This window comes from Pseudomonas sp. 10(2024) (assembly GCF_045164175.1).
GTDB classification, from domain to species: Bacteria; Pseudomonadota; Gammaproteobacteria; order Pseudomonadales; family Pseudomonadaceae; genus Aquipseudomonas; species Aquipseudomonas alloputida.
Genome location: NZ_CP174006.1, coordinates 4,330,923 through 4,352,959, shown reverse-complemented (window position 1 = coordinate 4,352,959; position 22,037 = coordinate 4,330,923). Strand labels below are relative to the sequence as shown.

Annotated in this window: 20 protein-coding genes; 6 read left to right on the top strand and 14 right to left on the bottom strand. The window is 54.0% G+C overall.

What is annotated here, in order from left to right:
* Nucleotides 1-599: 599 nt before the first annotated feature.
* Nucleotides 600-1,532 carry an SIS domain-containing protein gene (locus ACI7M0_RS19730; protein ID WP_104887182.1) on the top strand — a complete coding sequence of 311 codons (933 nt, stop codon included), beginning with the start codon at nt 600-602 and terminating at the stop codon, nt 1,530-1,532.
* A gap of 262 nt (nt 1,533-1,794) precedes the next feature.
* Nucleotides 1,795-2,544, top strand: coding sequence for an alpha/beta fold hydrolase (locus ACI7M0_RS19725; RefSeq protein WP_129933553.1), 750 nt, complete (start codon nt 1,795-1,797; stop codon nt 2,542-2,544).
* Nucleotides 2,545-2,613: 69 nt separating this feature from the next.
* Here ACI7M0_RS19725 and kdsB read toward each other — a convergent pair whose 3' ends face one another.
* The 10 genes from kdsB to ACI7M0_RS19675 form a co-directional block, all read right to left on the bottom strand.
* On the bottom strand, nt 2,614-3,900 hold the full coding sequence (kdsB, locus tag ACI7M0_RS19720; protein ID WP_104887184.1) for a 3-deoxy-manno-octulosonate cytidylyltransferase: 1,287 nt from the start codon (nt 3,898-3,900) through the stop codon (nt 2,614-2,616).
* A gap of 29 nt (nt 3,901-3,929) precedes the next feature.
* Entirely contained in the window at nt 3,930-4,772 is an 843-nt protein-coding gene (gene kdsA / locus ACI7M0_RS19715; protein ID WP_129933555.1) for a 3-deoxy-8-phosphooctulonate synthase, read from the bottom strand.
* Between the two features lie 15 nt (nt 4,773-4,787).
* Entirely contained in the window at nt 4,788-5,711 is a 924-nt protein-coding gene (locus tag ACI7M0_RS19710; RefSeq protein ID WP_070384201.1) for an FkbM family methyltransferase, read from the bottom strand.
* Nucleotides 5,708-6,388 carry a 6-hydroxymethylpterin diphosphokinase MptE-like protein gene (locus tag ACI7M0_RS19705; RefSeq protein WP_129933557.1) on the bottom strand — a complete coding sequence of 227 codons (681 nt, stop codon included), beginning with the start codon at nt 6,386-6,388 and terminating at the stop codon, nt 5,708-5,710. The genes ACI7M0_RS19710 and ACI7M0_RS19705 overlap by 4 nt, the downstream gene beginning before the upstream one ends.
* Nucleotides 6,375-7,340, bottom strand: a complete 966-nt coding sequence (locus ACI7M0_RS19700; protein ID WP_104887187.1) for a hypothetical protein — start codon at nt 7,338-7,340, stop codon at nt 6,375-6,377. Before ACI7M0_RS19700 ends, ACI7M0_RS19705 begins: the two co-directional genes overlap by 14 nt.
* On the bottom strand, nt 7,324-9,474 hold the full coding sequence (locus ACI7M0_RS19695) for a glycosyltransferase (RefSeq protein ID WP_129933559.1): 2,151 nt from the start codon (nt 9,472-9,474) through the stop codon (nt 7,324-7,326). The genes ACI7M0_RS19700 and ACI7M0_RS19695 overlap by 17 nt, the downstream gene beginning before the upstream one ends.
* A 69-nt stretch (nt 9,475-9,543) precedes the next feature.
* Nucleotides 9,544-10,632, bottom strand: coding sequence for a polysaccharide biosynthesis/export family protein (locus tag ACI7M0_RS19690; RefSeq protein ID WP_177410011.1), 1,089 nt, complete (start codon nt 10,630-10,632; stop codon nt 9,544-9,546).
* Nucleotides 10,625-11,731, bottom strand: a complete 1,107-nt coding sequence (locus ACI7M0_RS19685) for an ABC transporter permease (RefSeq protein WP_104887189.1) — start codon at nt 11,729-11,731, stop codon at nt 10,625-10,627. The genes ACI7M0_RS19690 and ACI7M0_RS19685 overlap by 8 nt, the downstream gene beginning before the upstream one ends.
* Nucleotides 11,732-11,785: 54 nt before the next feature.
* Nucleotides 11,786-12,439: an ABC transporter ATP-binding protein gene (locus ACI7M0_RS19680; protein WP_070384196.1), complete on the bottom strand. Its 654-nt coding sequence runs from the start codon at nt 12,437-12,439 to the stop codon at nt 11,786-11,788.
* A gap of 13 nt (nt 12,440-12,452) precedes the next feature.
* Nucleotides 12,453-13,244, bottom strand: a complete 792-nt coding sequence (locus ACI7M0_RS19675) for an ABC transporter permease (protein ID WP_104887190.1) — start codon at nt 13,242-13,244, stop codon at nt 12,453-12,455.
* A gap of 547 nt (nt 13,245-13,791) precedes the next feature.
* Between ACI7M0_RS19675 and ACI7M0_RS19670 the strand changes: the two genes are divergently transcribed.
* The gene (locus tag ACI7M0_RS19670; RefSeq protein ID WP_129933561.1) at nt 13,792-14,595 is read left to right on the top strand and encodes a hypothetical protein; all 804 of its coding nucleotides are present in this window, start codon (nt 13,792-13,794) and stop codon (nt 14,593-14,595) included.
* 198 nt (nt 14,596-14,793) lie between these two features.
* Here ACI7M0_RS19670 and ACI7M0_RS19665 read toward each other — a convergent pair whose 3' ends face one another.
* A complete protein-coding gene (locus tag ACI7M0_RS19665; RefSeq protein WP_020193848.1) occupies nt 14,794-15,069 on the bottom strand; it encodes a DUF3077 domain-containing protein in 276 nt (91 codons plus the stop codon).
* A 665-nt stretch (nt 15,070-15,734) separates the two neighbouring features.
* Nucleotides 15,735-16,877, bottom strand: a complete 1,143-nt coding sequence (gene wecB, locus ACI7M0_RS19660) for a non-hydrolyzing UDP-N-acetylglucosamine 2-epimerase (protein ID WP_129934031.1) — start codon at nt 16,875-16,877, stop codon at nt 15,735-15,737.
* Between the two features lie 428 nt (nt 16,878-17,305).
* Between wecB and ACI7M0_RS19655 the strand changes: the two genes are divergently transcribed.
* The gene (locus tag ACI7M0_RS19655) at nt 17,306-17,641 is read left to right on the top strand and encodes a helix-hairpin-helix domain-containing protein (protein WP_020193049.1); all 336 of its coding nucleotides are present in this window, start codon (nt 17,306-17,308) and stop codon (nt 17,639-17,641) included.
* Between the two features lie 36 nt (nt 17,642-17,677).
* Here ACI7M0_RS19655 and ACI7M0_RS19650 read toward each other — a convergent pair whose 3' ends face one another.
* Entirely contained in the window at nt 17,678-17,845 is a 168-nt protein-coding gene (locus ACI7M0_RS19650) for a DUF2897 family protein (protein ID WP_010952850.1), read from the bottom strand.
* A gap of 183 nt (nt 17,846-18,028) precedes the next feature.
* Here ACI7M0_RS19650 and pyrF point away from each other — a divergent pair, with 183 nt between their 5' ends.
* Together pyrF and ACI7M0_RS19640 are read left to right on the top strand one after the other, a co-directional pair.
* On the top strand, nt 18,029-18,730 hold the full coding sequence (gene pyrF / locus ACI7M0_RS19645) for an orotidine-5'-phosphate decarboxylase (protein WP_010952851.1): 702 nt from the start codon (nt 18,029-18,031) through the stop codon (nt 18,728-18,730).
* A gap of 749 nt (nt 18,731-19,479) precedes the next feature.
* Nucleotides 19,480-20,849, top strand: a protein-coding gene (locus ACI7M0_RS19640) for an IS3 family transposase (RefSeq protein ID WP_256658304.1) whose coding sequence is annotated in 2 segments (ribosomal slippage) — nt 19,480-19,959 and nt 19,962-20,849 — 1,368 coding nt in all. Because the reading frame shifts where the segments join, the coding sequence is not laid out codon by codon here.
* A gap of 180 nt (nt 20,850-21,029) precedes the next feature.
* Here the strand turns inward: ACI7M0_RS19640 and ACI7M0_RS19635 are convergent.
* The gene (locus ACI7M0_RS19635) at nt 21,030-22,031 is read right to left on the bottom strand and encodes an NADP-dependent oxidoreductase (RefSeq protein ID WP_014591984.1); all 1,002 of its coding nucleotides are present in this window, start codon (nt 22,029-22,031) and stop codon (nt 21,030-21,032) included.
* Nucleotides 22,032-22,037 lie beyond the last annotated feature (6 nt).

Genomic DNA, 22,037 nt, shown 5'->3' with positions numbered 1-22,037 from the left:
GTATGCTGCTGTATGAGCGGCCTGTGTACAACGAAAAGTTACAACAAGATATTGATTTGGAGGGGGGGAGAGGGCTGAACGCCTTGTGGTTCAAGGGTTGCCGCTGGGGGCGGGGTTTGTGCAAGGCCAAGCGATGCATCCCACTTTTTTGGTGTCGTTGCGCGGGAGTAGCTCCACCAGTATTTATCTGGCGGCGCGCCGAACAGGCCGAGGGTCTGCATAGACAACAAGCCTTCATCGATCGTCCGAGAGTTGTGGTATCCACGTCTAATCACTTAATGATTTGCGTCAGAACGAGTCCAATGGCTAGGGCGTTCACGGGCAATCAGGCCGAGTTGGCACCTTGTATAAGGCACTCCTACGAAGTTAGTTAACTGGTTGCCGGGTGTAAAAGCCTGCAGAGGCTGGGGTGTGAAGAAACAGATTAAATTTGATATCTCAATGCCATCATTGGCGCAAAGTCGGTGCTTAGTTCTCTGTTCTGTTGGCGTCACCGTCAGTCAGATTGCTCTGAGACTGGGGCTTCCGCACTATGCTTCCAGCTGTAAAAACCTTAACATTCGCGCCTTCGTATACATTCGCTGTCGTCAGGGACGAAAATGAATCACCTCAGCATCGCCAAAGAAGCTCTTATCGCTCAAGCTCAAGCCGTGACTCAGTTGGCCGACCGCCTGGATGGCGAGTTCCAGAGCGCCGTTGAACTGATCCTTGGTTGCCAGGGGCGTACCGTGGTGTGCGGCATGGGTAAATCTGGCCTGATCGGCCAGAAGATGGTCGCTACCTTCGCATCCACTGGCACCCCCAGCTTTTTCCTGCACCCGGCCGAAGCCTTCCACGGCGACCTGGGCATGCTCAAGCCAATCGATGTGCTGATCCTGATCAGCTACAGCGGCGAAACCGAAGAGCTGATCAAGCTGATTCCTAGCCTGAAGTCTTTCGGTAACAAGATCATCGCCATGACTGGGAACGGCAAATCTACGCTGGCCAAGCATGCAGACATCTGGCTCGACATTTCGGTCGAGCGTGAAGTCTGCCCGAACAATCTGGCCCCCACCACTTCGACGCTGGCGACTATGGCCATGGGTGATGCACTGGCAGTGGCGCTGATTGAGGCTATCCAGTTCAAGCCAATGGACTTCGCCCGCTACCACCCCGGTGGCAGCCTGGGTCGCAAGCTGCTGACCCGTGTTTGTGACGTCATGCACTCCCCGGCACCTGTTGTTTCACCGTCTACCAGCTTCCATGATTGCTTGCTGGTCATGACTCGTAGCCGCTTGGGCATGACGGTGGTGATGGATAACGACAAGCTGGTCGGTATCGTTACGGACGGCGACCTGCGTCGGGCGCTTCTGGAGGACGAGAGCGTTATTCAAGCCTCGGTTGAGCAATTCATGACCGCCAGCCCACACACTATTCGCGAGGATTCTCAGCTTTCTGAGGCTGAGGCCTACATGCTGGACAACAAAATTCGGGCGTTGGCTGTAACTGACGGTGAAGGCGCTGTTGTGGGGGTTGTTGAGATTTTTGACTGATCGGTCTTAGACCTTGTAGGCGGTCTTGTTTGTCTTGGCAGCGTGCGCTCTGGTGCGCTGCCTGGGCATTTCCCCTTCCCCCCCCCCTCCCTCCGGAAATGCTGGCTTTGTCGGCACTCCTCCACGCTCATTTCTCACTCCCTGCTTTTCCACGCTCGAATAATGATCTATATTCGAGTGGAGTGAAGTGGTGGTTGCATTAAGGATGCTGAGATCCGCTTTCAATAATGCTGTTTTAAGTTGATCTGTATAGAGATGAGACATGATGAACGCCGTTGAATCGCCAAATAATACGAATATAAAGCAGGCGGAATTATCCAAAGTTGATATTTTGAAATATGAAATTCAGCGGAATGGTGTTGAAGCTTTGGTGATGTCTGGGGCTAATCCCAAACGAGCAGTAATTTCGTTTTCGAGCATGAATCCCGGTAAGTATGAGCGTTGGTCATGGTTTTTTGAGCGTCATGCGGGAGGCTGCGAAGATCTATACATGATTTTCAAGGATGACTCGCAGCATTACTACCTGGGGGATAGTACGTCCTCTATGTATATTAGGCATATTAAGTTTATTAATGAGCAGCTAGAGTCGCGCGGGCTTAAAGCGTCCGATGTATATATGGTCGGCTCTTCTATGGGCGGATATGCTGCGCTTTATTTTGGGTTTACGCTTGGTGTTGCAGGTGTGGTCTCCATAAATCCCCAAATCGATTATGCAAGTACCCGTCGTCACTCCTTGCAAAACTGGGAGAGGCAAATTCGGGCGATTGGAGATACTTGGGTTGATTTAAATGACTTTGTTTATCGTTTTGACGTTAAGCCAAAGATACATATTGAGCATGGCGATTATCCCGCAGATGTGGCGGCTGTTAACAAGCTCATTGGATCGCTTACAGATTTAAAGATTTGCTACAGTCGAGAGTTCACTGGCGGTGGGCATAGCGAGACCACTATCAATAAACACCGGCTATTCGACATTATTGATTTCTGGGCAAAAGGGCGTGCTGTAAGCTAGGCCCACTCTGGTATTGGCTTCCTTTGAAAAGCATGGGGAAAGTAGAATTACTCTCCCTCATGCGCCTTGTTACTGAGCCATAGCGCTCATTACCTTGGCATAACCTAATGCTGTGCTGAGCACACTTTCTTTATCTTGGGCGCATAGAATGGCATCGGCCACCTCACGGAAAGCCCCTGTTCCACCGCTGGCCAGTAGCGTTTGAGTCGCTGCTGCCTTCACGTAAATAGGGGCATCCGCTACAGCGAAAGAAATGCCGCAAGCTGAGAAGGCTGGTAGGTCAATACTGTCATCACCAATGCATGCTGTTTGCGCAGATGTTACACCTGCTTCATCCATCAATTGCATGCAGGCACTGTGCTTATCTTTAACCCCAAATTGGCACAGACTGATACCTAAGTCAGACACGCGTTTTCGTAAGGTAGCAGAGTCACGACCCGACAGCACTGCAACTCGTACACCGTTCTCTTCTAGCATGCGCATTCCCAGTCCGTCACGCACATGGAAGCGTTTAATGCATTCTCCCGTAGCATCATAGTAGATGCCACCATCAGTTAGAACACCATCAACGTCGGTGATGACTAAACGGATATCTTTGAGAGTCGGTTTGGGTGTAGGTTGTTGGCCGGTGATGATAGCTCTGACGTGTTCTAAGCACTCTGGCGTATCTACGCCAGGTCCTGTCGGTTCGACTATATAGGCTCGAATGCAATATCCAGCAGCCATTAGACGAAGTTGCTCAAGCTTCTCAGCATGCTCCATCATTGGTTGGGGTAGTGTAGAATACTGCGCAACTACATCACGCCTATACGCATAGACACCAACGTGCTTCAAATAAGAAGTCGCTTCTTTGTCTCGCGGGTAAGGGATTGGCGAGCGACTGAAATACAATGCGTTACCGTTAGTGGCAAGCACAACCTTCACGGTGTTGGGGTTTCTAGCCTCCTGTTCGTCGATCGGGTGACAAAGCGTTCCAACGCTCACTCCAGCGTCGGCAAGCATGCCTGCGGCTAGGGACTCAATATCAGCCGGACGTACTAGCGGTTCATCCCCCTGGAGATTAATGTAGATATCTGCATCAACCTCACGCATCACTTCTGCTAGTCGATCAGTACCAGAAGGGTGATCCGGTGAAGTCATAACGTATTTTCCGCCGAATGCGCGTACCGCTTCTGCGACACGTTCATCGTCGGTAGCGATGACTACATCATTTGCGTTAGCAACCTGAAGAGCACGCTCGTAAACGTGCTGTACCATTGGCTTTCCTGCAATATCGGCCAGCGGTTTACCTGGCAAGCGTGTTGAGCCGAATCGGGCTGGGATAACGATCGCGATCCGTTGTTCAGAGCTTGGCATGTTCACAATCCTTGCTACCTAAGATCTGCTTACGAGATTTGCAGGGGTGGGAATGATTTAACCAGATCATCAAGTGCTTTAATCTGCATCAGGAATGGTTCCAGCTTATCTAGCGGCAGGGCGCTTGGTCCGTCACATTTGGCTTGGTCTGGGTTGGGATGGGCCTCAAGGAAAAGTCCCGCAAGACCGACGCCCATGCCCGCGCGGGCAAGGTCTACTACTTGGTCGCGGCGACCACCCGATGCGGCACCAGATGGGTCGCGGTTCTGGAGTGCGTGGGTGACGTCAAAAATGATTGGCAGATTGTCACAGGTGCGCTTCATCACACCGAACCCAAGCATGTCGACTACCAAGTTGTCGTAGCCCATGCACGAACCACGATCGCAAAGAATTAATTGATCGTTGCCTGCTTCTTTGAACTTATGCACGATGTTCTGCATTTGTGACGGGCTCAAGAACTGAGGCTTCTTGATGTTCACCGGCTTCCCTGTCTTGGCCAAAGCGAGGACCAAGTCGGTCTGGCGAGCCAAGAACGCTGGGAGTTGAAGGATGTCTACAACTTCTGCAACAGGAGCAGCTTGATAAATCTCGTGAACGTCAGTAATGATAGGTACGCCGAACTCAGATTTTACCTTCTCGAAAATTCGCAGGCCTTTTTCCATGCCTGGCCCGCGATAGGAATGGATGGAGGACCGATTAGCCTTGTCAAAGCTGGCTTTGAAAACATATGGAATGCCAAGCTTTTCTGTGACACGTACATATTCAGCGCAAGCAGTCAGGGCGAGGTCTTCGGACTCCAATACGTTGATGCCTCCGAAGAGGACAAATGGGCTGTCGTTAGAGCATTTGATATGTTGAGAAATTTGGATCATGTTTAGGGTCGCCCGTTAATCTAGGTGTTCGAAAGTCAAAAATGGAAGTGCCTGCTCTAATTCCGATGCGCTCATGGTGGTCATCAGAATATTGAAGTCTGGTGGCTCAATCGACGCTGGAGGAGTCTGAGTTTCAGTCAGGATTAGAGATGACTCCGATATTCTATAATATCTGTAGCCATGTGGCTTCAGTGAGGCATGAATCGTTTCAGTTAGAGATGTGGGTAGTAGCTCGCATATAATATCAGGCTTAGATGCTCCGATAATGTTCTGCGCGCTGCTAAGGATGAGGTGCTCAGCACCCTCCGCATCAATTTTCAGAAGCTCGATTCTGGGGATGTTTTGATCCTGCACAAATTTATCAAGGCTGGTGGCCCGGACAATACGGCTTTCTACTGGTGAGCGATCAGTTACTTCTGAAACTGTAGTCGAGCCAGAAACGAGAATGTCTTCACCAGAGTAAATGAATAGCTCTACTTCTGGACTGCCATCCGTAATGGCTATATTGAAGCACTTGAGGTTGGATGCCCCATTGGCACGCTTATTGGCGAGCAGGCGGGAGTAAACCCGGTCTAAAGCCTCTATAGCAAAGACTTTAGACTTAGGGTTGCTTTTCGCTGCAGCTAGGGAGTAGACGCCGGTGTAGGAGCCAATGTCGATGACATGTGACGACAACTTGGCGAGCGTAGTCCAAAGCCTAAGGCTTGTGGATTCGTACGCATTTTTTCCATGCCAGAAATAAGTGCGAGCAACGAAGTCATCATTGTTGCTGAACATGGAGAATAAGATATCATCAATCTCAATGTCGACGAATCCAAAGTATGAAGTTTTCTCCATTAAAGATTCAAATTGAGCTTGGTCGATTCTTGTGTTGGCTTTAAGTTGGTATAGTCTTCTTAGGGCCAGCGCAGCTTCGTTCTTATTCTCCATGAACTTCATGCGGCTACCACCCGTTTCCCGAACAGTGAAGAGAATTCCTCGTAATCTAGATAGGGGCGCAAGAAAGACGCTTTGCTGCAGTTGACTATGCGTTTCCCCTCTTTGTTCATGATGGTATTAGCGTTTGCAATATTCCAGATCTGAATACTGGTGAAGCTATCTTCCAGTTGCGGGTTGCTTTCTTTGTAAAAACGGGGCGACTCAGCCGAGTACTTGAGGTCGCAGCCGAGTAGATAAATATCTTTGATGCCGAGATAGTAGGCGAACTGAATGGCAAGCATAGTCGTCGTGCAGCCAAAGAAATAGCCGGCGCGAATATCTCTTGAAAAACCGTCCCGCTGGAGAGCTGGGACGTAGTAGCTCTTGTTCGGAAGTGTTCTATCATCAACTTCACGAAGCTCTTCGCGAAGGATTCGAATCGTCTTGGGGTCGAGGTCGGTAGTGCCGAAATGGCTTTTCTCGGGGTGCGTCAAGAAGCGCTTGTCCGAGAGCACATAATAGTCAGTGGTGAAACCATGCTGCTCTTCCAGCATGGTGGAGGCATTCATGCCAATGGTCACTTCTCCTTTCAGAAGAGAAAGGTCTTCTGAAAGAATAGAAGGGCCATTTGCCAAGATAAAGGCACGTTTGCCTTTCTCGCGATTTTTCAGAGACGAAATAGATTTAAAAATTTTCATAAGCGTTATCGAACACCCTAGCCATTTTTTCTGGGGTCAAGTAGGACTTGAAGTAGTCCAGGCTTGCTTCTTGAAGTTCAGCGGTCTTCTTCCAGTCATTCGCTAATTCATGAAGCGTGTCAGCGATCGACTCACCTGTGGCATAGAAAAATGGAGGCTTGTTGCCGTCGGCGAATGTCGAAAATACTGCCTTACTGAAGTAGTCCGCCCTGTTAATTGTGACGTTGCCAGCTGCCAGACCTTCAATTGATACCTGGTGGAATCCGCCAGTGGCAATCTCATCAATAGTAACGTGGCACGTCTTTCGTACTGCCATCAAAACTTTTGGAGAAACAGGTTTGTCAGGTACCACAGCTTCGATCTTGCCGAGGCTAACAAGCGAGTTCATCGCTGTTTCAAGCTCTGCCACATACTTGTTGTTCCAGCGGCCAGGCCTTAAGTGAGTTGGGCTGAAGATAACTCGAAGCTTCTCACCTTTTTGCCTGATGCTCGCCATGGGCGTGTCGTGAATGATGTTTGGGACAAAAATATGATTGTTATGGATCCTGGGCTGGAATTGTCCCACTACAAAATTGGCCAGGAATGGTAGATTGATATCATTCTGTCGTGGCACATAAAGCGGCCCTTCTCTCAGGGGAGAGTGGACTTGGTAAAAGTATTTTGCTGCTTGGTTGGCGTGAATCAGGCGCTCAGCCCAAGCGGGGGGTAGATCGTTGTGAATTTGAATAATATCCGCTTCGCGAATAGCAGCATCAATCAGCGGCTTGGTGAACTCGGTTTCAACGATGTAATCTTCAATAAATTTTTGAAAGAGTGGGCCGTTGTTGGGGTAATCGTTCAGCGCAATGGCGATGGAGTCATGACCAATCAGACGCTGGGCGAGCGCGACTTTCGCGGGGGCAGCCACCAGCGGAGTCTGAGAGATATGGACTATCTTATACTTCCTGGACATCAATCATCACTCCATCTTTCAAGCAGGCTTTAATGAGGTTGAGAGGCGAACCACCTTGTTCGACGGCCTCGCATTGTGAGCGATACCTCATATAAACCGATTCCAGTAGTGCAAAGCCGACTGTCGACTTAGCAAGGTCTTCATAAATCTCGATCATATTGGTTGATCCGGCATGATCAACCGGGCGTATTTTCATTACGCCTTGGTAGTAGCGATGATCAAAATTGAAAAACTCCGATCTATCGAATTTCGCCTCTTCGTTCATAAGGACTGGCAGTAGCATGTCTTTCTTACGCGGGAAACCTTCCTGCAGGGCTCGTCGGATGGCTACAGGGATGTCGTCAATCGATTCTAGAGTGATTAAACGACTCAGGCTAGTGGCTTCTTCCTCGGGGAAGAGAGTGATAACAACATCCACTGCCTCAGGATTAACTACCAAATCTTCCTCAGTTTTGATCAGAATGATTCTCTGGTCAGTTCCTGAGTATCTCAGGGCGTAGCACAGGTTGGCAGGGGCGTTTAGCATAATCAAAAAATTGATTTCTGCCAGGTTGCCTTTGTTTTTTGCGTCAATCCTGTTGATTATGGAAAGTGGCGACTGATCTTCTGAGATGTCAAAGGCACCCAGCTGCATTCTCTCCGTATTCACATACATGAAATCATCATACGTGTTCAGCTTATCGAGAATGGATAGAACCAGCTCGGGGTCGACATCGCTTTGGTGAAGAAAAGCTGTCCCATATCCCTTGGGTTTGGCGGGGCGTACTTTAAACTCAATACGACCTTCATCGCTAATTGAAGTGATGTAATTTTCCAAAATTGCCTTTTTTTGCTTCGGTTGGGCGTTGTCCACTATGGCTTTCACTGTAGGGGATTTCACTATGACGGTAACGGGAGCCGCAGGTTTTTCTGCGATTATTGGGTGATCTTTGAACTCAATCTTTAGGTGCGTCAATTGCTTCAATCGGCGCTCCTGAAGTTTCCTCCTGATGTACTTCGCTTCTGTGGAGTCGCGAAAAAAATCGATAGGATGCAGAAATAGCTTTTTAGTTTTTTTTACAAAGGGGGACTGTTTTTTCTTCATGATATTTTTTAGTTGGCTTTTGACCAGGGTTTTTAGATGTTTTTCAATGCGCTTTTCGGGCCTGGTGGTCAGAGAAACCTTCTTTCCCCCTTTGAGTGTCTCTGTGAGACCATTTCTGAACGCTAGGTTTATTTGAGCGGTAAGACCAAAGTTCTCAACTGTCCTAGGTAATTTGTAGGTTTTCGAGATTTTGTCCGAAAACTTCTGGATGTCACCTGGCTTGACAGGGATAAGCTCTGCCAAGTTGGAAAAGTACTCGACCACCCCAAGGTGTTGCCAAAGTACTACGTGACACCCGCGTGTTAGCGCTTCGATGGCGACCATTGACGATGTTTCGAACAGGCTTGGAATAATTACTACGTTTGAGAGCGCGTAAATTTCATCCTTGTCCATAGAGGTGCCATCTAAAAAAGCCATATTGTTGGCTGCTGGAGCCGCATCGATTGGCGGGCATACGATGGCGAATTTTAGGTCGGGAAGATTGCTGGCAAGTTGCTCCAGAGTGGAAGTGCCTTTGAGCTTCTGGTATCGCCCAACGAACGTAACGTCATATTTTTTTTGCGCTAACTGTGGTATTGCATTCGAGGCGGCAGGATTTGGGAAAACGTTTGGAGTTTTCCTGAATCCAAATAGCTCTTTGCTGGCAATAAATGACGCCCAGGACGGAGAGCTTAAGAAATTCGAGCGTTCAATCTCGATTTTCTCGAAGTGGACTTCCTCTTTGCTAAATGGTAAGCCTTGAACAACTGCCCCCAAACTCCTGGAGCAATGAAGTCTGATGTGTAACGGAATATTATTAGCAACGAAGCGCGTGCTGCTAAGGGATTCCGGTGCCTCGACGCACAAGATGTTGGGAGTTTGCTCAACTTCATCGCGCACACGAAGGCGAAAAGCCTCGAGTGTCTCTTCCAATCCCTTTTCGATGACCTTGACTGTCAATCCAAGGATTGCTAACTGCTCGGATGCATAGCGGGTATATGTGGTGACACCACTGTCTTTTCGGTTGAACGGGTCAACTAGTATGTAGATTCCATTCATCGCGGGGTCCATGCATCCCTTCCTGGAGCGGTCAGCAAATTCGCAATCCGGCAGCTGGGCTGCCGGAAATAATTTTAATTTTTACTGGTACGCACCAACGGAGCGCCCAAGAATCATCGTTTGAACTATAGGCGAAATGACTTTTTGCCACTCATAAACTGCAGCGTTGGTTACGTAGATCGTATCGTCTGGTTTGATCATAACTTGGCGGGCATAGAAAATGGCGGCCGGATCGCGCATGTTCAACCGTAAGACAGTTGGCTTGCTTGCACCGCTTGCCATGCGGAAGACGAAAACACCCTCAGGGTTTGCATTGGCTTCTCGCAGGCCGCCAACACTTCCCAGTGCATCCAGCAGGGTTGTATGTTGGCTGGGCAAATCCTTCAGTCCAGGTTCAGTGACAGCCCCCATGGCTACGAAGCGCTGACGAGCTCTGTCGAGCACTACTTCAGAATTTGGTCGCAAAACCATATTGTTGCCAGCAAGCACGTCCTCGTAGTTGAACTGCTGAACTTGGCTTCCGGTACGCACAGTGACGTTGACCAAGTGCGGTTCGATAACAGGGCCGCCAGCTTGGTTGATTGCATCTAGCAAAGTCAACGGACCCTGCAGGGTGCTGAAACGTCCTGGGCTTTTTACTGCGCCTGCCACCAATACAGAGCCAGATAGGTCACCAACAAGCTCTACATGTGTCTGGACATCTGTAGTTATGCCTTTCAATTGGCGTCGAATCATGTCCTCAACCTGGTTGAGCGTCATCCCTCCGACGAACTGCCGGCCTACATATGGCAGGGAGAGCATACCTTGAGTGTCAATTCGCGATTTCAACTGGGTTCCACCGCTCGCGAGAGGAGCAAACAGGGCGGATCCCTCCGGAGCCGTATCGGCAATCAATACGTTCAGAGTATCTCCAGGCATTAGGCGAACCTCTGGTGAAACAGGCTTGCTAACTGTTGCCAGAGGAGGAGGCTCAACACCGCGCATATAAGGGGAAATCGTATTTGCATTAATGTCGACGAGATTGTACGCCTCATTTTTGCTTTCGATTTCACCTTTGTATGGGCCGGCCCCCGATATGGCACCGCCGCAACCGGCAAGACCAACGGTCGCCAAGGCCAGTGCCGCCAGTTTCAGGTTAAATATCTTGGACACAGGCTGAAGTTTAATCACGATGATCCTCGATGGAAGCCAGGATGAAGCGGGTAATACCGTATAGCATCAGTAGACCGAGCAAGATGGTTGCCAGGTTGTACAGGCGTTCGGGATACAGTGCCAATTGAGGGGTGTTTGGGCTCACTACAGTAACGAGTGTCCGAATTTTTTTACTCGCTTCGATCCGGGCGTTGTCCAGCGCAGCTACAGCACTTTTGTATGTCTCTTCTGCAATCCCGGCGTCTAGCGTCAGTTGTTGAAAGCGCGATGCTACTACGTTCAACTGCGAGCCTTGCGGAGAAGATACAAGTAGACGCTTCTCTTTAACGAGCTGCTGGGTAATCGCTTCTACTTTTTGCTTCTGCTGTCGCACCTGCGGAGCGTCACCGCGAAGCTTGAAGGTCATTTCGGTGAGCACTGCTTGCTCTTTAGTGTACTGGCTCTCCAGCTCAGCGATAATAGTGGCACGATTTTGGGCAGTGTTGCCTCCGTCGAGAACCTTGTTATCGTTCTGGAAATTAAGTAGTTGCGTTTTTCGTTTTGTGTAATTTACTCGAGCAGTTTCCAGTTCGCCTTGCGCAAACTTCATTTGCTCGCGCGCAATATTGTGGCTCACTTCGTTTACAAAGTGTTCGCTTGCTTGAAGAATAGTGCGCAACATCTTCTCCGAAAGCTCTGGAGTGAAGGCCTGAACTTCAACCCGGAGCAACCCAGTTGTTTCGTCGTAGTGCGCAGATACTAGGCGTTGGTAGTACTTTAGCAGGTCCTCGCGAGGAGCATCGCTGTCAAGCCAAAAGAATATATCGCTTCTCTGGGCTGCGTAGGCTTCAACCCATTGAACTTCTTGCTCTAGGAGTAGCATCATGTCCATGGAAGTGATGTACTCGCGCAAATAGAGGGTTTCTTCTCGCGAGGCGGGATTAGTGCCGGTAAGCAGGGTGGCTAAGCCAGGAACCTGAGCACCTTGGTTGTTGCCATCTTGGCGCACTACCACTTGGGCGGTGCTCACATAGCGGTCTACGGCGAAAACGCTGTAATAAACGGCCGCTAGGACCATGGGCAGGACTACCATGGCGATCGCCAGTCCCCAGCCTTTCTTGTTGCCCGAACTGCTCATAGTTGGATGCATCCTTGATATGTAGCGGTGTTGCAAAGTTAAGTAAAGGGTTGGTCAGCTGTTATAGGCTTGGATGCCTTCATCGACATCGTCGTAAACGTGGATTCCCCCGCCGCGAACCAATAGTACGATATCGCATAATTTCTTGATTTCCGGCATCGAGTGCGAGACCAAGACAACGTTGGATTTCTTTAATCTATCTTCGAATACTTCAGCGCATTTTCGTTTGAACTGTGCGTCGCCGACCGACATGACTTCATCGATCAAATAATAGTCGAAATCGAAAGCCATGCTGAGCCCGAATGCGACTCTGGAGCGCATGCCGGATGAGTACGTTTTGATTGGCTCGTCGATCCAGTCGCCAATCTCTGCAAACTCCTGTACAAAGCGAATTTTTTCACGCATTGACTCGCCCTCGGCGCCGTAAATGCGACACACAAACTTTATATTATCACGACCGGTCATGCTGCCTTGAAATCCGCCAGTCAAGCCTACAGGCCAAGAAATACTTCGGTCGGTCACAATGCTTCCAGAGTCTGGTACATCAGCCCCGCCGAGTAGGCGCATTAGTGTTGATTTGCCTGCCCCATTTCGGCCGATTAGACCAATGTTTTTACCTGGTGGAATGGCTAGCGAAAGATTACGAAATACGTATCTGCGCCCATTGGGTGTCAGGTAAGACTTGGTTACGTTTCTAAGCTCGAACACGTTTGACCCGTACTCAACCGTTCTTAGTGGAAATGAGGTGCATCCTGCGAGCGCGATAGGCGCCAAGCGACAGGAACATTAGTACTACTGTGACTGTGACAACATAAGCTTCGGAAACGCCGTCAACCGGAATATAATTCGGCAGAACTTCCGCTCGAATAAGCTCCAGCAGGTGCAGAAATGGGTTTAGTAAAAGTGCAGGCATCATCGCTGGTGGTAGGTAGGCCGGTGGAATTAACACGCCTGAGATAAAATACAGCGGGAAGAATGCCATTCTGATAATTATTTTAATGCTTGGGAGTGCATGTGTGATCATCGCGAAAAACATGCCCAAGCCAAACGCGAAGAAAAGCCCTAGGGCGAGTGTCGTTATCCATTCTAGGGGGCTGTGTACGGACATGTTAAAGCCGAACCAGGCAAAGCCAAATACCAAAATGGCGTAGACAGTTGCACTAATGCATGTTTCAACTATCACTCGCGCGACATAAGTGTCAAGCGGTTTAATTTGTTTGTATCCGAATAGCGAACGGTTTTCGCGCAGACTATCCATCAAGCGCAATGCCGTATTTCGGTAAAGCAAAAACGGAGCCATACCAACTAAAACGAATACAGGGTATTCGACGTCAGCGACAGTGCGGGCCCGGAGCATCGCAAACAGGATGGAGAAGATAAGCAGGTGGCATACTGGTTCGAGCAGCAGCCACAAGGCTCCCAGGCGACTATCGCCAACACGAGACCGTGCCTCGCGAAGCACGAGGGCGAAGATGACCGATTTCTGGATCTGCAGAGACGAACGAGCTTTCAAGATGGCGACCGCAAAGCAATGCAGCGCGCCTAGGCACGCCGGAATTCATCTTCAGGAAAGGTTCGCCCTGAGGCGATTTCAGACGGATCTTCCGGACACTTCCCTGTTCTAAGGGGCGGAAGGGTAAGCGCGAGAGGGCGTAAGCGTCAAGCAAGACGCTGCAAATGCAATCGAAAGTTCTAATCCTTTAGCCGCATTCGAGACGAATGGCGTAGATGGATGGTGGCATATTGATATCGTTTTGGGAAGTCTTGAGCCTACAGATTTTTGTTTCCGACATTGCTTCACAGCTTACGCTGGACGGACAGTTTTGGAAGTGAATGGGTTCACACTATGCAGTCAAGGCGTAGGGTTTCGATCGTCTGTCGCTGACTGTAAGGTTTGCCCCCCAAAAATGCACCGGACCCGCAGATTTTTGCAGCGATAATTGAGGGGTAGCGGTGCCTTCCGAAGGCGGAGGTAGCTTTAGAAAGCGTAAGTCCAAGCGCAAGCGGAGCTGCGACATTGGCCGCGAAACCCATGTATTTACAGCAAAATCTGCAAAATTATGGCAATCTGCCAGACCTCGCTAGCCTTCTGGCTCGACTTGTACCCGTACCGTGGCATCCGCCCGGCACGCCTGCCTGACCGTGAAACGATGAACATCCCTAACTTCAAGAAGTTGTTTATGCCTGATATTTCAGCAGACGCAGCCAGCCTTATCCATGCCATAGCCTCTGCCACTGCGGTAATCGCTGCGCTGATCGCCGCCAGTGCGATGATCATTGCCCATATGACCTCGGATGTAAAAAACCAGCAAGCCGAAGTGCCCGTTTCCCGTGGGGCGCAGGCGGTTACTGTCGTCCACGAGTCGGACGTGCAGGCCAGGCTGGAGATCGAGCAACTCATTGAGCAGAACGATGCGCTCAGGGCCGAACTGGAGCGCGAGAAGGCCGAGCGGTTGAAGCTGGAGGCCAGCCTGAAGCCCAGAGCGCTGACGCCGCAGGCGCATGATGCGTTCAAGGCATTGGCGGGCGAGCTGAAGGCTAAGACGCTGGCGCCGGTGGTGTTGCTGAATATCCACAAAGATGACAAGGAGGCCGTGCGCTTTGCCAAGGAAATTGCCGTTGCGCTGACCAAGGCGGGGGTGCAGGTTCAGATCAAGCAGCTGCCCCTGCAAAAGCACAATACCGGTACCCAGGTGGTCGTTTATGCCGGGGTGGGCGGTGACGAGCTTGAGCAGGCATTCAAGACCGCTGATTTTGCCTCGGATATCAAACGCTCGGGGCAGAGCCCGCGGGTGAAGGTGGATGATGGGGATGCAATTGCCATTTCGGCGTTTATCAGTGTTTATCCGCGCAGTGAGATTTGAGCAGCGGGTGGGGGCTGTGATCTTGTAGGCATGGGGTGGCTGGCACCGGCGGTGCCGGTGTTCGCGGGCGCGCCCGCTCCCACAGTGTGGGGGGCTTGGCCAATGCAGTGGTTTGCCCTCGCCACGACTGGCCTGATGAAGCCCATTTCTTCTGACTGCAAGCGAGGCATAGCCTCGCCTGGTCTCGCGTCATTCCCTTCAGTGATGCCTGTTTTTCGCAATCTCGATGTCGTTCATCAGGGCTTTTGCGGTGGCCAGCAGGTAATCCGCTGCGCCCAGCATCTTGTGGTCGTCTTCCATGTCACCTTCGCGTACCAAGTGCTTGCAGTAGCCCAGCAGGACGGAGACGTGTTCATAGGCGTCATCGACGGGGATGCCGGGTTGGACGCGCAGCAGGTCCAGGGTGGGGTTGCCGGCTTCGAGGAAGGTTTCGATGCCTGCGGTGAGGAGGGGGGATTGGTTGTTGTTTTTCATGGTGAGATTCCAGTGCGTTGACAGAACCTACCACCTCGATCTTTCTCACGGACAAAGGTGGCAGCCATTGCGCGGGGTGAGAAACCGATGCACTGAAAACGGCCAAGCCGAAGCTTGCCCGCGAATGGCTGCCATTGAACAGTAGAGCAGCAGTGCACAACGGGTTCTCACACCCGGTCACCAACATGGCGACCCGGTGACGTTATCCCTGAGGCATTTCCCCGACAATTCAGCTGCTTCTGACTGGCGCGTAGGATAGTTCGCTTGGTTGTCCGAGTTGAAGAGGTGGGGCGGGGTTTCAGGAAAGTCTGACGTTAGGAATGTGCATTCCAAGGCAAATATCTACGCGGTGATTGTTGACTGTTGTTGGGGGGGCACGCGGAAGGGGGGCTGCTGGCCAGTTTTTACTGGGTGTGCAACGGTGCTGCGGCTACCGTATTCGCGGGTGAACCCGCTCCTACGTCGAGCGGGGGTGGGCTCAGGTCGGGGTGGGGACGCTGGCCAGTTTTTACTGGGGGTTTAGCGGGGCTGCGGATATCGTATTCGCGGGTGAACCCGCTCCTACGCCGAGCGGGGGTAGGCTCAGGTCGGGGTGGGGCTGGTGGCCAGTTTTTACTGGGGGTTTAGCGGGGCTGCGGATATCGTATTCGCGGGTGAACCCGCTCCTACATTGAGCGGTGGGGGCTGGTCCAGGTTGCCAGGGCTTCGCGTATGCGCGCGCAGGCCTTGCCATCGCCATAGGGGTTATGGGCAAAGCTCATTTCGCAGTACGCCGCCTCATCGGTCAGCAAGGTACTCAACGCCCGCACAATCGATGCCACTTCGGTGCCCACCAGCTTGACCGTACCTGCCGCCACGGCTTCCGGGCGCTCGGTGGTGTCGCGCATCACCAGCACCGGTTTGCCCAGGGCCGGCGCTTCCTCCTGAATGCCACCCGAGTCGGTCAGAATCACATAGGCCCGGGTCATGAGGTAAACGAACGGCAGGTAATCCAGCGGTTCGACAAGGTGGATGTTGCTCACATCCCCCAACAGCCGGTTGACCGGCTCGCGCACGTTGGGGTTGAGGTGGACCGGGTACACCACGTCCAACTCGGGGAATTGCCGCGCAATCTGCACCAGGGCCTGGCAGATGCGCTCGAAGCCGCCACCAAAGTTCTCGCGCCGGTGGCCGGTGACCAGCAACAGCCGGCGCTCGGCTGCCAGGTAGCTGAAGTGGCTGGCGAAACGGGCCTTCAGCGCGGGGCTTTGCAGCTTTTGCTCCACCTCCAGCAAGGCGTCGATCACGGTGTTGCCGGTGGTGAAGATGTGCGCCGGGTCGGTGCCTTCGCGCAACAGGTTGTCGCGCGAGGTGGCGGTGGGCGCGAAGTGCAGCGCGGCAAGGGCCCCGGTCAGGCGCCGGTTGCCTTCTTCGGGCCAGGGTGAATACAGGTTGTTGGTGCGCAGGCCGGCCTCTACATGGGCAATGGGGATTTGCTGGTAGTAAGCCGCCAGAGTGGTGGCAAAGGTGGTGGCGGTGTCGCCGTGCACCAGCACCACGTCGGGCTTGAACGCGGCCAGCACCGGTCGGATGCCTTGCAAGATGGCGGTGGTCACACCGGTCAGGTCCTGGCCGGCTTTCATGATGTTCAAGTCGTAATCGGGGCTGATGCCGAACAGCTCCAGCACCTGGTCGAGCATTTGCCGGTGCTGGCCGGTGACGCACATGCGGGCTTCGAAGCGGCTGTCCTGCGCCAGTTGCAGAGCTAGCGGGGCCATCTTGATGGCTTCTGGGCGGGTACCGAAAACAGTCAGGGTCTTGAGGGGCACGGCAGTGATCCTCTTGCTCGGGTCCTTGAAGCAGGCCGGTTTCCATTGCTCAAGAATCTAGCAGGCGGGCAATGGCGTGCCAGTTTGCCGGGGGGAAGCTTACCGACTGGGGAAGGGCAGTTTACCGGGCGGGCCTTGTTCGGCGGGCGTTGTAGGAGAATGGCCGGGCAGTGGTGGGCAGCGGGTATCGGACAAACGGGGATTTGGCTACAGGCACAGGGCCAGGGCCTTGTGCGTTCAGGGCCGGGCCGAGCGGGGCGTAAACGGCCACGGTTGATGGGTGGGCGAAGTTGACCGTTTTGCTGACCGATTCGGTAACCATTCGCCGGGGTAGTTGGGTATTGTGCGGCCGGGTTACCCGCTACGGTTGGTTGCGCAGCCGAAGGAAAGCGGTTGCTGGAAAATGACCAACCCAAGGAGTGTTGACCATGCGCAATAACGTTCTGTCGTATCTGCTGCTGCCGCTGTTCGCCAGTCTGTCGTTCTCCCTGAGCGCCGCCCCGGCCAGCACCATGGCTGTGCCCGAACCGGTGCCGGTGGTGGCCCAGGCCCAGGCACAGCAGGCGCCAAGGCTGGACTTGAACACGGCGGATGCACTCACCCTGCAAAAGGAGCTGAACGGCATTGGCAAGGCCAAGGCGGAGGCTATCGTGGCCTACCGCGAGGCCAATGGGCCGTTTGCTTCAGTGGATGAGTTGCTGGAGATAAAGGGGATAGGCAATGCGTTGCTGGAGCGCAACCGGGACAAGGTGATGGTGGAGTAAGCGGGCAGGGGCCGGGGTGATGCCCTGGCCCGGCCTTTAGCGGTCCTGCGCGTCCTTGGCATCCGCTTCGGCATTACGCTCATGTACCTTGCGCAGTTGTTCTTCGGTCAGCGGCAGTTTCTTGGCCGTGTCGCGCAGCAGCATCAACCCGCCGACAATCGAGCCGAGGGCTATGATGAGTATCAGCCAGGCATACCAGGGCATTGTCGTTCTCCTTAGATCGGGCCGTGGGCAACGGTTACATGAATTTTGAGCAATTGCCCGTTCCGTTGGTTCAATTATAGGTGCCAGGCCTTGTTGGGCCAATTCCGTGACCTGCGGGCCCCAAAGCCTGCGCCACTTCGTTTACAATGCGCGCCGTTTTCGACTTGCCAAGAGACCCTGCCCATGTCCGCCTGCCAGACGCCCCTGATCGTCGCCCTGGATTTCCCTACCCGTGAGGCCGCCCTGAAGCTGGCTGACCAGCTTGACCCTGCGCTGTGCCGGGTGAAGGTTGGCAAGGAGCTGTTCACCAGCAGCGCTTCGGGCATTGTCGAAACCCTGTGTGACAAGGGCTTCGAAGTGTTCCTGGACCTCAAGTTCCACGACATTCCCAACACCACCGCCATGGCGGTAAAGGCTGCCGCCGAGATGGGCGTGTGGATGGTCAACGTACATTGCTCCGGTGGCCTGCGCATGATGGCGGCCTGCCGTGAAGAACTGGCCAAGCGCAGCGGCCCGCAGCCGTTGCTGATTGGCGTGACCGTGCTGACCAGCATGGAGCGTGAAGACCTGGCGGGCATTGGCCTGGATGTCGACCCCCAGGAGCAAGTGCTGCGTTTGGCGGCGCTGGCGGAAAAAGCGGGTATGGACGGTTTGGTGTGCTCGGCGCTCGAGGCCCCGGCACTGAAGGCGGCGCACCCCTCGCTGCAATTGGTGACCCCGGGCATTCGCCCGGCGGGCAGCGCGCAGGATGACCAGCGCCGCATCCTCACCCCGCGTCAGGCACTGGATGCCGGTTCGGACTACCTGGTAATCGGCCGGCCGATCAGCCAGGCTGCAGACCCTGCGCAAGCGTTGGCAGCGGTCGTGGCGGAGATCCGTGGGTAATTAACCTGCGGCTGTCCAGCAAGGGCCTGTGCCGAACCACCGATGCCTGTGTCGAACCCCTGATGTGGCTGCACCCCCGACCCGTGTGTAGGAGCGGGTTTACCCGCGAATATGGTAGCGGCGGCAACGGTGAACGGCCGGTGGAAATTGGCCGGCAGGCCCGGCCCTTTCGCGGGTGAACCCGCTCCTACGACGGGCTGTGCCGGGCCATGGATGTGTGTCCCCCGCGAATACGGGGGCGGTGGCAACGGTGGACGGCTGGTGGAAATTGGCCGGCAGGGCTGGCCCTTTCGCGGGTGAACCCGCTCCTACGACGGGCTGTGTCTAGCCACCGATGTGTGTCACCGCGAATACGGGGGCGGGGGCAACGGTGGACGGCGGGTGGAGATTGGTCGGCAGGGCTGGCCCTTTCGCGGGTGAACCCGCTCCTACGACGGGCTGTGCCGGGCCATCGATGTGTGTCCCCCGCGAATACGGGGGCGGGGGCAACGGTGGACGGCGGGTGGAGATTGGTCGGCAGGGCTAGCCCTTTCGCGGGTGAACCCGCTCCTACGACGGGCTGTGCCCAGCCACCGATGTGTGTCACCGCGAACACGGTGGCGGCGGCAACGGTGGATAGCCGGTGGAAATTGGCCGGCAGGCCTGGCCCTTTCGGGCCACCGATGCCTGTGTCGAACCGCTGATGTGGCTGCACCCCCGATTGGACTGCACCCCAGATGTTGGACATCCGTCCATCTTCTGGGGTTTTTATGAGCAAATATTCAAAGCAGTTCAAGCTGTCTGCTATCCAAGCGTTTCTTGATCGCGGGCGGGGCTTTCGCCATATCGCCGCGCAGTTCCAGATCGATCCGACCCTGCTTCGCCGCTGGGTCGAGGCCTATCGCGTGCACGGTGAGGCCAGTCTTAACAAACCAGGCGGCCACTACAGCGTCGAATTCAAACTCGGCGTTATCCACCGCAAGCTGCGCGACAACCTCTCGTTACGGGCCACGGCAGCACTTTTTAATCTCGGCAACTCGACACTGGTTCGCAGGTGGCAAGAACAGTATTACAGTGGCGGGAGTCAGTCCCTGTCCAACCGTAAAGAGATGCTGGTTACCGCGATGCGCAAAGCTCCACGCAAGCCTGTAGAAACTGCTTCCAAGCCCATTGAGGAACTCACCCGCGCGGAGTTGCTCGAGAGGTTGGCCATGCTTGAAGTGGAGAACGCTTACCTAAAAAAGCTCGAGGAGTTAGACGAGGAGAAGGCGAGGCTGAAGATAGCCAGGAAAAAACCCGGCTAGTGGCGGCGCTGCGTAAGCGCTACTCGCTTACCCGACTGCTCAAGGTGGCTGGCCTGCCCCGCAGTACTTACTACTACCAGCTTGGCGTGCTCGCGGCCGGGGATCAGTGTGCCTCGCTCAAGGCGGCAATCCAGGAGATCAGCCACCGGCACCGAGGCCGTTATGGTTATCGTCGGATCACCTCTACGCTACGCAGCGAAGGACAAATGGTTAACAGTAAAAAAGTACGCCGCCTAATGGTTGAGCTGGACCTCAAATGCACCGTACGCCTCAAGAAGTACAAATCTTATCGGGGACTAATGGGTGAAGCAGCACCGAACATCCTCAAGCGCGATTTCAAAGCCGAACAGCCCAACCAGAAATGGGTGACGGACGTCACCGAGTTCAAAGTGGCTGGGGAAAAGCTCTACCTCTCGCCGGTGATGGACCTGTACAACGGTGAGATCGTTGCGTACCACACCGCCACCCGGCCACGCTTCACACTGGTAGGTGAGATGCTGGAGGCGGCGATTAATCGACTTCCAGCGGGTAGCAATCCGCTTCTGCACTCAGATCAAGGCTGGCACTACCGGTATCCCGACTACTGCAAACGGTTGAAAGAGGCAGGTCTTGAGCAAAGCATGTCACGTAAGGGCAATTGCCTAGACAACGCTGCGATGGAGAGCTTTTTTGGGACGCTCAAGTCGGAATACTTCTACCGCGAACGCTTCGAGAATGTTGCAGAGCTTAAGGCGGGCCTGGATGAATACATCCACTACTACAACCATGACCGGATAAAAATGAAACTGAACGGCCTGAGCCCTGTGGCCTACAGGGTTCAGGCTGAGATAGGCTAACGCCGAGTATCCAACATTTGGGGCGCAGTCCAGATCCGTGTAGGAGCGGGTTTACCCGCGAATACGGTGGCGGGGGCAACGGTGGGCGGCCGGTGGAAATTGGCCGGCAGGCCCGGCCCTTTCGCGGGTGAACCCGATTACAAGGGCATGTGCCGGGCCATCGGTGCCGTGCAGGGGCGTTTAAACCTTCAACACCAACTTGCCAAAATTCTCCCCGCTGAACAGCTTCAACAAGGTCTCCGGGAAGGTTTCCAGCCCTTCCACCACATCCTCTTTGCTCTTCACCTGACCACTGGCCAACCAGCCGGCAATTTCCTGCGCGGCCTTGCCGTAGTCCTTGGTGTAATCCATCACCACAAAACCTTCCATGCGCGCGCGGTTCACCAGCAGCGACAGGTAGTTGGCCGGGCCTTTCACCGCTTCTTTGTTGTTGTACTGGCTGATCGCGCCGCAAATCACGATGCGTGCCTTGAAGTTGATGCGCGTCAGGACGGCATCGAGGATGTCGCCGCCCACGTTGTCAAAGTACACGTCCACGCCTTTGGGGCATTCGCGCTTCAGGCCGGCCAGCACGTCTTCGGCCTTGTAGTCGATCACGCCGTCAAAGCCCAGTTCGTCTTTCAGGTACTGGCACTTCTCGGCACCGCCGGCAATGCCGACCACGCGGCAGCCTTTGATTTTGGCAATTTGCCCGACAATGCTGCCCACCGCACCGGCCGCGCCGGAAATGACCACGGTGTCGCCAGCTTTGGGTTGGCCAACCTCCAGCAGGGCAAAGTAGGCGGTCATGCCGGTCATGCCCAAGGCTGACAGGTAACGGGGCAGGGGGGCCAGCTTGGGGTCGATCTTGTGCAGGCCCTGGGGCTCGCCGGTGAAGTAGTCTTGCACACCGAGGGCGCCGCTCACGTGGTCGCCGGGCTGGTAGCCGGGGTGATTGGAGGCAACCACCTCACCCACACCCAGCGCACGCATTACCTGGCCCAGGGCCACGGGCGGGATGTAGGACTTGCCTTCGTTCATCCAGCCACGCATGGCCGGGTCCAGCGACAGGTACAGGTTGCGCACCAGTACCTGGCCTTCGCCGGGTTGTTCGGCGGGTACGGTCTCGAAGCTGAAGTCGTCACGGCGCACGGCGCCGACCGGGCGTTTGGCAAGCAGGAAGCGGCGGTTGGTCTGGGTCATGGCGGG